The 11,925-nt window shown below is 67.0% G+C and carries 9 protein-coding genes and 1 tRNA gene; 1 reads left to right on the top strand and 9 read right to left on the bottom strand.

Translation table 11 applies throughout. The features are described 5' to 3' along the window. The 5 genes from VGO20_RS12040 to VGO20_RS12020 form a co-directional block, all read right to left on the bottom strand. A partial coding sequence (locus VGO20_RS12040; protein WP_327502589.1) for a hypothetical protein occupies window positions 1–495 on the bottom strand: 495 nt, incomplete at its 3' end. After that, complete coding sequence (locus VGO20_RS12035; protein ID WP_327502588.1) at window positions 496–1,386, bottom strand: HAD family hydrolase; 891 nt, start codon at window positions 1,384–1,386, stop codon at window positions 496–498. Between the two features lie 439 nt (window positions 1,387–1,825). Further along, window positions 1,826–1,900: transfer RNA gene (locus VGO20_RS12030), tRNA-Val, on the bottom strand. 292 nt (window positions 1,901–2,192) lie between these two features. Next, window positions 2,193–5,279, bottom strand: a complete 3,087-nt coding sequence (locus VGO20_RS12025) for an efflux RND transporter permease subunit (protein WP_327502587.1) — start codon at window positions 5,277–5,279, stop codon at window positions 2,193–2,195. Between the two features lie 13 nt (window positions 5,280–5,292). Then, entirely contained in the window at window positions 5,293–6,456 is a 1,164-nt protein-coding gene (locus VGO20_RS12020; protein ID WP_327502586.1) for an efflux RND transporter periplasmic adaptor subunit, read from the bottom strand. Window positions 6,457–6,618: 162 nt separating this feature from the next. Here VGO20_RS12020 and VGO20_RS12015 point away from each other — a divergent pair, with 162 nt between their 5' ends. Then, window positions 6,619–7,161, top strand: a complete 543-nt coding sequence (locus tag VGO20_RS12015) for a TetR/AcrR family transcriptional regulator (protein ID WP_327502585.1) — start codon at window positions 6,619–6,621, stop codon at window positions 7,159–7,161. 7 nt (window positions 7,162–7,168) lie between these two features. On the opposite strand, the gene VGO20_RS12010 is transcribed toward VGO20_RS12015, so the two are convergent. From VGO20_RS12010 to VGO20_RS11995, 4 genes are all read right to left on the bottom strand, one after another. Next, the gene (locus tag VGO20_RS12010) at window positions 7,169–8,146 is read right to left on the bottom strand and encodes an amino acid ABC transporter permease (RefSeq protein WP_327502584.1); all 978 of its coding nucleotides are present in this window, start codon (window positions 8,144–8,146) and stop codon (window positions 7,169–7,171) included. Between the two features lie 24 nt (window positions 8,147–8,170). Next, window positions 8,171–8,998 carry a transporter substrate-binding domain-containing protein gene (locus VGO20_RS12005; RefSeq protein ID WP_327502583.1) on the bottom strand — a complete coding sequence of 276 codons (828 nt, stop codon included), beginning with the start codon at window positions 8,996–8,998 and terminating at the stop codon, window positions 8,171–8,173. Between the two features lie 34 nt (window positions 8,999–9,032). Further along, entirely contained in the window at window positions 9,033–10,067 is a 1,035-nt protein-coding gene (locus VGO20_RS12000; protein ID WP_327502582.1) for an aromatic ring-hydroxylating oxygenase subunit alpha, read from the bottom strand. A gap of 75 nt (window positions 10,068–10,142) precedes the next feature. Beyond that, complete coding sequence (locus tag VGO20_RS11995; RefSeq protein WP_327502581.1) at window positions 10,143–11,741, bottom strand: phytoene desaturase family protein; 1,599 nt, start codon at window positions 11,739–11,741, stop codon at window positions 10,143–10,145. Between the last annotated feature and the right edge of the window lie 184 nt (window positions 11,742–11,925).

Below are 11,925 nucleotides of genomic sequence, written 5' to 3'. Positions count from 1 at the left end.
TATAATCCCTAGTCCCGCGTGAACTCTGTACATAGTGATGCTGAGCGCAAGAGCCAGCATCCCGCCATAAAAAAGAGAAATTTTATCCGACGACCTAATTTTCTTCCCAAAATATATAATTGCGCTTTCTTTGCTAATCTTGCTGCCCAGAGAAATACCTGGAATTTGCCCTTCAAGGCGAGCTTCTAATTCAGCAGCTTGCTTGACGGCGCCAATTAGCAGGCGGTGATACCAGTGGCGGTCCATAAACCAGAACCCCAAAATCGAGAATATAGCGACAAATAAAAGAGCTATATCAACCGGAAAACTGCTGCCGTGAAGACTTATAGTCACCTTCTCCTTTATGACGAAGCCAATAGCGCCAAAGATGGCTCCGACAACTGTTATGGCCAACCCCCTAATCTTCATTTCAATTTCATTGAAATGTTGCTGAACGTCGATGATTTTCTTCCAGACTTCAACCTGTAGCTCAAGCTGGGTTTTTGGTGGGCACATCTATCCCTCCAAAGGGTGAAATTCAAAAAATTCGAGAAGCTCAGAAAACGCGGAACGTAGAACAAAGCTCGGTTCAACGCTTTCTCTCCTAAGCGTCTTCTCGCGCTCCACGTCCTGCTCGGTCCAATGAGTCACCTTCCGTAGAAGCTCGTATTCTTGCCTCTCATGGGCTGTGCCATACTCAGCATAAACATCGATAGCTCGCGCTTGTTGAGCCATCACGACATCTTTCATTAAGCTATCGCCAACGTATACCGCTGACTCAGGGTCAGACCCCGCGTCGCAAATTATCTTCTTCAGTATTTCTGAATCCGGCTTTCTAGCATCTCTCGGCGTATAAAGGTGCTTGGTCTTTTCAAGTTGAGATGCATTACTTGATAAACTCAGCTTCTGCTTGGATGAAATGTTTTCCGGTAGGTCATGATCTTCCGGAGAGTATAGAACGTCTATTATGCCATCCAGCCCCAGCTTCTTCAGCCTGTAAGATGTATAATAGGCCATCGATTCGGTGAACGCGATTATTCGCGTCCCGCGCGCCTTAACGAACGTTAAGGTCTCAAGAACACCGGGATATAACTTTAGATTCGCCTTCCTCAACTTCCTGTACATGTAAATTGCGCTATCATATTTTTCCAAAATTTCTTCGCCGCTAAGTTCTCTCTTCAGGCTCGGTATTTCTTCTATCAAGAACGCATACTCTGATGTTCCGTGCCGTTGGTGGATTAGCTTTATCTCAGAAATCAGGTCGGCTTTACTGATACCGCTTTTCAAAACCAATTCATCTAGCATTGCGGAGAATGAAGAGTGCCAAATCTTTACCCAGTCAAATAGAGTATTGTCGACATCTGTTATAAGTACGTTAGCGTGCCGCATGCCATCCACTCTCACCATGAACTTTCGTGTTTGCCTGATGCGTGAAAATATGGCAAGGGCAAACATTCGCAAAGCTCAGACCCTGACGCTGTATGGGAGCAGCCGCGTCTCCTTGGGCCTTGCCCTATTGAGGCATCCCGAGCCGCTGCTGAGTGCGTCTCACAAATGAAGTTGCAGGTTCTGGGGCGGATGACACAACCGCCTTGATTCTATCGAGACAGAGGCGGGGCATTAAGGTCGGATACGAACGTGCAAGCACGCTGGAGCAGTTGGTGGGGACGAACGGAGCCGATCTCGACTCCCAGCGCACCTTCACTTGGCAGGAAGTCCCCCGCTTGCGGAAGTTAGCCACTCCGTTCGTCTGTCACTGTGAGGCCAGTGTGACAGCACGATCCAGATGGGGCTTCTGGGCACTTGTACCCTGTAGCTAACCGGTCGTTTTTCCTGAAGCTCGGAATGGTGGGCGCGGTAGGGATTGAACCTACGACCCCCGCCGTGTGAAGGCGATGCTCTCCCGCTGAGCTACGCGCCCATTCCGTGGTGCCGGCCCGCCGGACCAGCCGGCGAGCGGAGCCCGTATTTAGGCGGATGGCCGCGGGCTGTCAAGCGTTTGTGGCAGGCTCGCGAGACGGGGCGAGGGCGTGCCCGGACGGGCGGGAAGGGCGGGAAAGCGAGGGCCTGGGGGGAAGGGGATGGGGGAGTGGTAGGTGGGGGTGCCGGCCCTCACCCTCCCGGCCGTTGGCCGGGCCCCTCCCTCTCCCGTTGCACGGGAGAGGGGATTTTCATGGGGCCCTCTCCCGTCGTGCGGGAGAGAGGGTTTTCGGTCAGGCGGCCTTGGCGTGCATCGGGCGGGGGGCCTCCTGCGCGCCTTCGGCCGGGGGGTCGTCGCGGCGCGAGATCAGGGTGTAGAACATCGGCACGACGAACAGCGTGAACAGCGTGCCGATCGACATGCCGGACGCGATCACCAGCCCGATCGAGAACCGCGCCGCAGCACCGGCGCCGGCCGCGCTCAGCAGCGGGGAGACGCCCAGGACCATCGCCGCGGTCGTCATCAGGATCGGCCGCAGGCGCACCCGGGCCGCTTCCTCGATCGCGCCGCGCCTGGTGTAGCCCTGCTCGCGCAGCGCGTTCGCGAACTCCACCATCAGGATGCCGTGCTTCGTGATCAGCCCGACCAGGGTCAGCAGGCCGACCTGGGTGTAGATGTTCAGCGTCGCGAGCCCGAGGTTGAGCGGGATCAGCGCGCCGAAGATCGAGAGGGGCACCGACATCATGATGATGAACGGGTCGCGGAAGCTCTCGAACTGGGCCGCCAGCACCAGGTAGATCACGATCACCGCCAGCCCGAAGGCCAGCATCAGCGAGTTGCCCTCCTGCACCGCCAGGCGCGACTGGCCGGCGTAGTCGATGAAGAAGCCGTCCGGCATCTCGGCCCGGGCGAGGTTCTCCAGCACCGCCAGGCCCTCGTCGGTGGTCACCGTCGGCAGGGGCAATGCCGACAGGGTCGCGGAGTTGAGCTGGTTGAACTGCAGGATCTTGGTCGCGGCCGCACCCGTCTCGAAGGTGAGGACCGCCGACAGCGGGACCATCTCGCCGCCGGCGCTGCGCACGTAGAAACGGTCCAGGCTCTCCGGCGTCAGCCGGTCGGCCTGGTCGACCTGCGGGACCACGTCGTAGCTGCGGTTGTCGCGGTCGAACTTCGTGACCGAGGCGTTGCCCAGCAGGACGTTGAGCGCCGTGCCGATCTCGCGCACGGAAACGCCGAGGGTGGCCGCGCGGTCGCGGTCGATCGTGAAGCGCGCCTCCGGCGTCTCGAACGACAGCGAGTTCTGGACGACGATGAAGCGCCCGCTCTCCTGGGCCTTGCGGCGGACCTCCTCGGCGACCTCCAGGATCCGCTCCGGCTCGCCGGTCGAGCGCAGGACGAGCTGGATCGGCAGCCCGCCGCCCGAGCCCGGAAGGGACGGGGGCGAGAAGACGAAGCCCTCGACGCCGGCAGCGCCGTCGACGCCGGCCTGGATGTCCTGCTGGATCTCCTTCTGGGTGCGCTCGCGGTCGTGCCAGTCCTTCAGCTTCCAGATCGCGATCGCCGAGCTGTTCTCGCCGAAGCCCGTGATCGAGAACGCCGTTTCGACCTCGGGGATGCCGGCGGTCGCGTCCTCGATCTGCTCCACGAACAGCTTCGTGTAGTCCGAGGTCGCGTATTTCGGCGCGCTCACGATCGCGAACAGCACGCCCTGGTCCTCCTCGGGCGCCAGCTCGGACGAGGTCTTCATGAACAGGAACGCGGTCGTGCCCATCAGCACCACGACGATCAGAAGCACGAGCGGCCGGTAGTTCAGCGAGCCGGACAGGCGGCGGGCGTACCAGCCGCTCAGGCGCTCGAAGATCCGGTCGACGAAGCGGGCGAAGCGGCCGCCGCCGCCGCTGCCGTGCTGGCGCAGCAGGCGCCCCGACATCATCGGCGACAGCGTCACCGCGACGAGGCCCGACAGGACCACGGCACCCGCCAGCGTGAACGCGAACTCCCGGAACAGCGCCCCGGTCAGGCCCTGGGTGAAGCCGATCGGCGCGTAGACGGCCGCCAGCGTCACGGTCATCGCCACGACCGGGCCGAAGATCTCGCGCATGCCGCGTATCGCGGCGTCGAGCGGTTTCTGCCCGTCCTCGATGTGGCGGTGGATGTTCTCGACCACGACGATGGCGTCGTCCACGACCAGCCCGATCGCGAGCACCATCGCCAGCAGGGTCAGCGTGTTCAGCGAGTAGCCCAGCAGGTACAGGAAGAAGCACACCCCGACCAGCGACAGCGGGATGGTCACGATCGGGATCACGACCGAGCGGAACGAGCCCAGGAACAGCAGGATCACCAGCACGACGATGGCGACCGCCTCGGCGATGGTCTTGAACACCTCGTAGATCGACGCCTGGATGAAGGAGGAGGCGTCGTAGACGATCGACGCGTCCATGCCCTTGGGCAGCGAGGCGCGGATGTCCGGCAGCGCGGCCGTGACCGCGGCCGCGGTGTCGAGCGGGTTCGCCGACGGGGTCGTGTGGATGCCGATGAAGGTGCCCTGCAGCCCCGCGAACGAGACCTTCACGTCGTCGCTCTTGGGGCCGAGCTCGACGCGTGCGACGTCGCGCAGGCGCACGATGCCGTCGGGGCCGCTGCGCAGCGGGATCTCGCCGAAGCCCTCGGGCGTCTGGAGCGTGGTCGACGCCTTCACCGCGTAGGCGACGAGCTGGTTCTCCGTCTGGCCCGGGGCGGCGAGGAAGTTGCTGGACTGGAGCGCGGTCACGACCTCGGACGCGGTGATGCCGCGCGAGGCCAGCAGGATCGGGTCCAGCCAGACGCGCATCGCGAAGGTCTGGGCGCCCAGGATCTCGGCGTCGCCGACGCCGTCGATCGTCGAGAGGCGCGGCTGGATCACCCGCGTCAGATACTCCGTGATCTGCATCGGAGACATCTGCTCGTTGGTGAAGGCGAGGTACATCAGCGCGAAGGTCTGACCCGTGCCCTTCAGCACGATCGGGTCCTCCGCGTCCTCGGGAAGCTGCTGGCGGACCTGCTGCGTCTTCGAGATGACCTCGGTCAGCGCGATGTCGGGGTCGGTGTTCAGGCGCATGTACACCGACACCTTGCTCAGGCCCTGCATGCTTTCCGAGGTGACGTAGTCCACGCCCTCCGCGGTCGCGGCGGCCTTGGCGACCGGCGTCGTGATGAAGCCCTGGACCAGCTCGGGGTCGGCGCCGGGATAGGCGGTCTGGATCGTGATGACCGTCTCGTCCACTTCCGGGTACTGGCGCACCGGCAGGTCGAGGATGCCCTGGAGACCCAGCAGCAGGATCAGCAGGCTGAGCACGGTCGACAGGACCGGCCGCCGGATGAATATCTCGGAGAAGTTCACGGCTGCGGTCTCCTCAACGGGTCTCGGCGACGCGGACGGGATCGACGGTGTTGTCGATCTTCACCAGCATGCCGCCCTGCAGCTTGTTCTGGCCCGACGTCACGACGGTCTGCCCGGGCTCCACGCCCTCGACGATCTCGACCAGCGCGCCGTCGCGCCGCCCGGTCGTCACGAAGGCCTGGCGCACGCGCAGGGCCGGCGGTGCCTCTTCGGTAGTCTGCGGCGCGGCGGCATCCGTGTCGGCCTGGGCGGCGGGTGCTTCGGCCTCGACCAGGTAGACGTAGTCGCCGTACAGGCTGGGGACGACCGCGGTCTGCGGCAGGACGACGACGCCGTCCTCCTGCGGAAGGTCGACGCGGGCGTGGACGAACTGGCCGGGGCGCAGGTCGCCCTGGGTGTTGTCGACCGAGGCCCGCACCGAGACGAGGCGGGTCTGCGGGTCGACCTTGGGGTCGATGCCGACGATGCGGCCTTCCAGGGCGAACTGCCCGACCCGGGTCCCGAAGGCGACGGTCTGGCCGAGGCTCAGCCGGCCGGCGACCTGCTCGGGGACCGTGAAGTCGACGTTCATGCGGTCGAGGTCCTGCAGCGTGGCCACCGTCGTGCCCGGCTGGACGTAGCCGCCGACGTCGACGCGCGGGATGCCGATCACGCCGGCGAACGGCGCCGACATGGTCTTCTGGGCGATCAGCGCCTCCAGCCGCGCCAGCGCCGAGCGCGCGGTCGCGACCTTGGCGACCGCCTCGTCATAGGCGGCCTGCGTCGCGACGCCGCGCTGGCGCAGCTCCTGCTGGCGGGCGAGCTGGGTGTTCGCGAGGTCGAGCTCGGCCTTCGCGGCGCCGAGCTGCGCGCGGTCGACCGAATCGTCCAGGCGCAGCAGCACCTTGCCCGACTCGACCCGCTCGTTCGCCTCGAACCCGATCTCCTCGACCACGCCGCTGGTCTCGACCGCGATGTCGACGCCCTGCTGCGCCTTGGCCGTGCCGATCGCCTCGATGCCCGGGCGCCAGGAGCGCGGCTCCACCTCGGTCGCGGAGATCGTGACGGTCTTGGCCGGCATGTTGGCGAAGAACTCCGCGATCTTGGCGTCGCGGAACAGGTTGAAGCCGACCAGCCCCCCGGCCAGGACCACGAGCAGGACCAGGGTGACGAACACGATCGCAATGCGCTTGAGCATGATGAGGACCTTATCGGAGCGCAGTCCCGGAAAAGCGGAGTCGACACCGCTTGGCAGACGGGCTGCTCAGGCCCAATTACATACCGTCTGGACGGTACAGTTTCAAGCTGCTGCACTGCATCAATCCGGCGAAGGACGATGACGTTTACCGGAGGTAAAGGAATGGCCGGACGGCCGAGCTCAAGAGCCCAGGTGCTGGACGCCGCGGCGGAGCTGGTGGCGGAGATCGGGGCGCGGCACCTGACGCTCGACGCCGTCGCCGCTCGTGCGGGGGTCAGCAAGGGGGGTCTTCTCTACAACTTTCCGAGCAAGGAGTCACTGCTCCAGGCGATGGTCCAGCGCTTCGTCGACCGCCAGGAGGAGCGCGAGCGCGAGGCGATGGAACGGCTGCCCGAGGGGCCGAACCGGACGCTGCGCGCGGTCCTGGCCGCGCAGCTCGAGCGCGCGCCGATGAACTGCAAGGCCGCGCACAGCATGCTCGCGGCGATGGCCGAGAACCCGCAGCTTCTGGAGCCGGCGCGGTGCGCGAGCGAGCGCGCCGTCGCGGCGATAGCGCAGGAGAGCGAGGCGCCGGACGTCGCGGTCGTCCTGTGGCTTGCGATGGAGGGCCTGCTGCTCCAGGAGATCCTGGGCACGAGCCCCTTCGACGGGGAGCAGCGCCGGCAGGTCGTCGAGGCGATCCTGCGCGCGGCCGAAGGCAAGTAGGCGGGCCTTATCTTTGGGCGACCCGGAACCGGGCTTCGATCCGGGACTGGATCAGCTCGAACACCATCGACAGGGCCCAGTAGATCAGCGCCGCCGTGATCAGCATCTCCAGGTGCCGGAACTCCGACCGGCCCTGGGTGCGGGCGACGAACATCAGTTCCCACACGCCCATCACCGAGACCAGCGAGCTGTCCTTCAGCATCGCGATGAACTGGTTGCCGATCGGCGGCACGACGATTCGGAACGCCTGCGGCAGGATCACCTTGCGCATCACCAGGCGTTCGCGCAGGCCGAGCGCCATCGCCGCCTCGCGCTGGCCCCGGGGCACGCCCTCGATCCCGGCGCGGAAGATCTCGGCCATGTAGGCGCCGTAGCACAAGGTCAGCGCCAGAATGCCGGCCGGCACCGCCTCCATGACCAGGCCGAGCTGCGGCAGGCCGAGATAGATCAGGTAGATCTGGAGCAGCAGCGGCGTGCCGCGGAAGAACGAGATGTAGAAGGTCGCGACCGCCAGGGCGGGGCCGCTGCGCGAGATCCGGGCCAGGGCCGCGACCAGCGCCACGACGCAGGACAGCACGATCGAGACGACCGAGACGTAGACCGTCATCGCCGCGCCCTGGAACACGAGGAAGGGCAGGCGGTCGGCGATGAAGGCGTAGCTGAGGTCGAAGCCCGCGAAGAAGGCGAGCGCCAGGGCCAGCAGCTCCAGCCAGACCACCGCGACCTGGAGGCGGAACGGCAGCAGCCGGATCGCCAGCACGTTGGCCGCCAGCAGCACCGCCGCGACCAGCCCGACGACCAGCCGTGCGCCGTGCGGCGTGCCGTCCGCCGCCGTGCCGAAGGTCGAGCCGATGGCGGGCAGCAATGCGCGGCCGAGGAGCGTCCCGCTCAGGTCGATCCAGCTCGCGGCCGCGACGACGGCCGCGAAGGCCGCCGCCAGCAGGGCCGCGCGTCCGGCGCCGTCGCCCGGGATCGCGTCACGCATTATCGGCGGTCATCGCATCCGCGCTCACTGCCTCACGCGCGTCAGGTCGACGCCGTACCAGCGTTCCGACAGGGTCGACAGCGTGCCGTCCTCGTGCATCGCCTGGACGATCTCCGCGATCTTCGCCGCGAATTCCGGGTCGCCCTTGTCGACGGCGACCGCGAGCGGCTCGTAGAAGACCGGGTCGCCGACGAGGCGCAGCGGCATGCCGCTGCGGATCGCCTCCTGGAGCGTCGGCAGCGCCGACATCACCGCGTCGAGCCGCACGCCGTCGCCCAGGCGCAGGTCGTCGAAGGCGTTGGTGTCGGTGTCGTAGATGCGGACCTCGCCCGGCTCCACCAGGTACTCGAAGGGCGGCACGCCCTGCGCGTCCATCACCAGGTCGCCGTTCAGGTACGCCTCGTAGGTGCAGCCGCCGCACACGCCGATGCGCTTGCCCTGCAGATCCTCGATCGTCTGGACGTCGGAGGCCGCGTGGACCGCGAAGCTGGCGGGCACGTAGTAGTAGACGGCCGGGAACTCCAGCACGCGGGCGCGCTCGGTCGTCGGCGTCATGGACCCGACGGAGATGTCCCAGCGCTCGCCCCAGTTGCCGGCGGTGATGATCTCCCAGGCCGGGGTCACGATCTCCAGCTCGGCGTCGAGGCGGCGCGCGATCTCGCGGCCGACGTCGATGTCGAAGCCGACCATCTGGTTGTTCTCGTCGAGGAAGGACTGCGGCGGATAGGCGGGATCGGAGGACAGGGTCAGCGTCTTCGTGGCCTGCACGCGGTCCAGCACCGGGCCGGCCTGGGCCGGCGCCGCCGCAAGGCCCAGGACCAGCGCCGCTCCCGCCATGACGGTCTTCAGCATGGATTTCCTCCCGTTCGTTGTCGGTCGTTATCGTTCAAGCGGCGAGCGCCTGCCGGACGAGGGCGTGGAAGAACCACACGCCGTTCTCGTGCCGGGGGCTGAGGCGGCCGGCCTCGTAGATGCCGGCGTCGAGGTTGCGCTGCACCGCCTCGCAGATCCGCGCGTCCTCCAGCGTCACCTCGCGCGAGATCGCGAGCGAGGCCGCGATGCGGTCCTGTGCCGCCTCGGAGGTGTCGCGGAAGAAGAAGTTGTAGACGAGCCGCGTGCGGTCGTGGCCGACCGGGACCATGCGCTCGACGTTCATGCCGTCGTCGTAGACGTTGAGCGCCAGCGTCGGGAACCGCCACACCCACAGGCCGGTGTAGCTGGCGCCCGAGCGCTGGGGTGCCTGGTGGACGGCGTAGCGGTCCTTCAGCAGCACCTCGTAGGCGCCGCTGTCGATCTCGCGGTCGAGGCCGGGATGGACGTCGCGGACATGGTAGCCCTCGGCGTAGTTGTCGACATAGGTCTTCCAGTTGCACGCGATCTCGTGCACGACCTCGCCGTGGAAGCGGTAGTCCTCGATGGGGTAGGGGGCGGTCTCGTCGTCGAGGGCGCCGATCCAGTCCGCGAGCGGCGCCGCGTCCGCGTCGAGGTTCACGAAGACGAGGCCGCGCCAGCTCTCGACCCGGACCGGGAACAGGGAGAACCTGGCCTTGTCGAAATCCTCCGCCTCGCCGAAGTCGGGGGTGCGGCGCAAATTGCCGGCGGTGTCGTAGACCCAGCCGTGGTAGCGGCAGCGCAGCACGTCGCAGCGGCCCTCGCCGTCCCAGACGATCGGGCCGGCGCGGTGCCGGCAGACATTGTGGAACGCCTTGAGGGCGCCGTCGCGGTCGCGGATCGCGAAGACCGGCCAGCCCGCGACCTCGCCGGCGAGGTAGCTGCCCGGCGCCGGGAACTGCGCCTCACGCCCGAACAGGGTCCATTCCTTCGCGAAGATCGCGTGCCGCTCGCGCTCCCAGATCTCCGGGTCGCGGTACCAGGACGCCGGCAGCGTCGATGCCCGGGCCAGCGCCGCCGTCTCGGTCATCGCCATCCTCCCGTAGCGCTTTCCTTCTTCATTCGATCGTATCGTTGCCCGGACGCCGACGGCAACGGCAATCCTTTACGGATTCCGGCGCCGCGCGAAGTCGGCGGCGATCTCGCGCGCGGCGTTGTGGCCGGGCGCACCCGTGACGCCGCCGCCGGGATGGGTCCCGGAGCCGCACATGTAGAGGCCGGGGAGCGGGCCGCGGTAGTCGGCATGGCCCAGCATCGGCCGGGCCGAGAAGATCTGGTCCAGGCTGAGCGCGCCGTGGAAGATGTCGCCGCCGACCAGGCCGAAGACCCGCTCGAGGTCGAGCGGGCTCAGGACCTGGCGGGCGATCACCGACGCCTTGAAGTTGGGGGCGTATTCGGTGACCGTGTCGACGATCAGGTCGGCGACCGTCTCGCGGTGGTCGTCCCAGGACGCGCCGTCGGGCAGTTCCGGCGCGAATTGCTGGCAGAACAGGCTGGCGACGTGCCGGCCGGGCGGGGCGAGCCCGTCGTCGAGCGTGGACGGGATCAGCATCTCGACGATCGGCCGGCGCGACCAGCCATGGGCGCGCGCGTCCATCCAGGCGCGGTCCATGTAGGCGAGGCTGGGCGCCAGGATGATGCCGGCGGTGTGGTGGGGCCCGCGGCCGGGCAGGCAGGTGAAGTCCGGCAGCTCCGACAGCGCCACGTTCATGCGGAAGGTGCCGGAGCCGCATTTCCACTGCCGGATGCGGCGCAGGAACTCCGCCGGCAGGGCCGCCGGGTCGATCAGGTCCAGGTAGAGCAGCTTCGGGTTCAGGTTGGAGACGACGGCGCGCGCCCGCACGACCTCGCCGGCGGCGGTGACCACGCCGGCGGCGCGCCCCTTCTCGACCAGCACCTCGCGCACGGGGGAGTTGGTGCGGATCTCGACCCCGCGGGCGGCGGCGGCGCCCGCCATGGCCTGGGTGATGGCGCCCATGCCGCCGATCGCGTGGCCCCACACGCCCTTCTTGCCGTTGACCTCGCCGAAGACGTGGTGCAGCAGGACATAGGCCGAGCCGGGGGTGTAGGGGCTGGCGTAGTTGCCGACGATGCCGTCGAAGCCGAAGGCCGCCTTGACCGGCTCGCTCTCGAACCAGCCGTCGAGATAGTCGCCGGCGGACTTCGCGAACAGGTCCAGCAGGTCGCGCCGCCGCTCCAGGTCGAGCCGGCGCAGCCGGTTGGCGAGCCGGCCGCCGCGCGCCAGCTCGGACAGGGTCTGGCGCCAGCCGGAGGGGGAGAGGCCGGGCGGCGTCTCCAGCACCACCTCGCGCAGCACGTCGGCGATCGCGTCCAGGCGCTCGCCATAGGCGTCGAGCGCGTCGGCGTCGCGGGCGGAGAACTTCGCGACCTCCGCCCGGGTGCGGCCGGGGCCGGTCATCAGGTAGCGGCCGTCATCGGTCGGCAGGAAGTTGGAGGCCTCGCGCTCGACGATGCGCAGGCCGTGGCCGGCGAGGTCGAGGTCGCGGATCACCTTCGGGTTCAGCAGCGACACCGTGTACGAGGCGACGGAATTGCGGAAGCCGGGGTGGAACTCCTCCGTCACCGCGGCGCCGCCGACGACGCCGCGCCGCTCCAGCACCGTCACCGACAGCCCGGCCGCGGCCAGGTAGGCGGCGCAGACCAGGCCGTTGTGGCCGCCCCCGACGATCACGACGTCCCGCATGTCCCGCCCGCCTCCCGTTATGCGGGGAGAATGCTACCCTGGCGCGCCGGCCCGTCAACCCGGCGCCGCGGTTTGCCGCGGGGCGGAGATGCCCTAGATTCGCGAATGTCTCAGGAGAGGAGGACGCCATGGCCGCCCGTCGCACCTTGCCGCTGCTGCTGCTGGCCGGGCTCGCCTGGACCGG

This window comes from Arenibaculum sp., from assembly GCF_035998295.1.
Lineage (GTDB): Bacteria > Pseudomonadota > Alphaproteobacteria > Azospirillales > Azospirillaceae > DASYHS01.
The sequence above is the reverse complement of the archived record's forward strand: the minus strand, read 5'-3'. Positions and strand labels throughout refer to the sequence as shown.

Excerpts from the sequence above, each read along its gene's own strand:
- VGO20_RS12010 (WP_327502584.1), bottom strand. The coding sequence starts at position 8,146 with ATGCGTGACGCGATCCCGGGCGACGGCGCCGGACGCGCGGCCCTGCTG.
- VGO20_RS12015 (WP_327502585.1), top strand. The coding sequence starts at position 6,619 with ATGGCCGGACGGCCGAGCTCAAGAGCCCAGGTGCTGGACGCCGCGGCG.
- VGO20_RS12000 (WP_327502582.1), bottom strand. The coding sequence starts at position 10,067 with ATGACCGAGACGGCGGCGCTGGCCCGGGCATCGACGCTGCCGGCGTCC.
- VGO20_RS12035 (WP_327502588.1), bottom strand. The coding sequence starts at position 1,386 with ATGGTGAGAGTGGATGGCATGCGGCACGCTAACGTACTTATAACAGAT.
- VGO20_RS12005 (WP_327502583.1), bottom strand. The coding sequence starts at position 8,998 with ATGCTGAAGACCGTCATGGCGGGAGCGGCGCTGGTCCTGGGCCTTGCG.
- VGO20_RS12020 (WP_327502586.1), bottom strand. The coding sequence starts at position 6,456 with ATGCTCAAGCGCATTGCGATCGTGTTCGTCACCCTGGTCCTGCTCGTG.
- VGO20_RS11995 (WP_327502581.1), bottom strand. The coding sequence starts at position 11,741 with ATGCGGGACGTCGTGATCGTCGGGGGCGGCCACAACGGCCTGGTCTGC.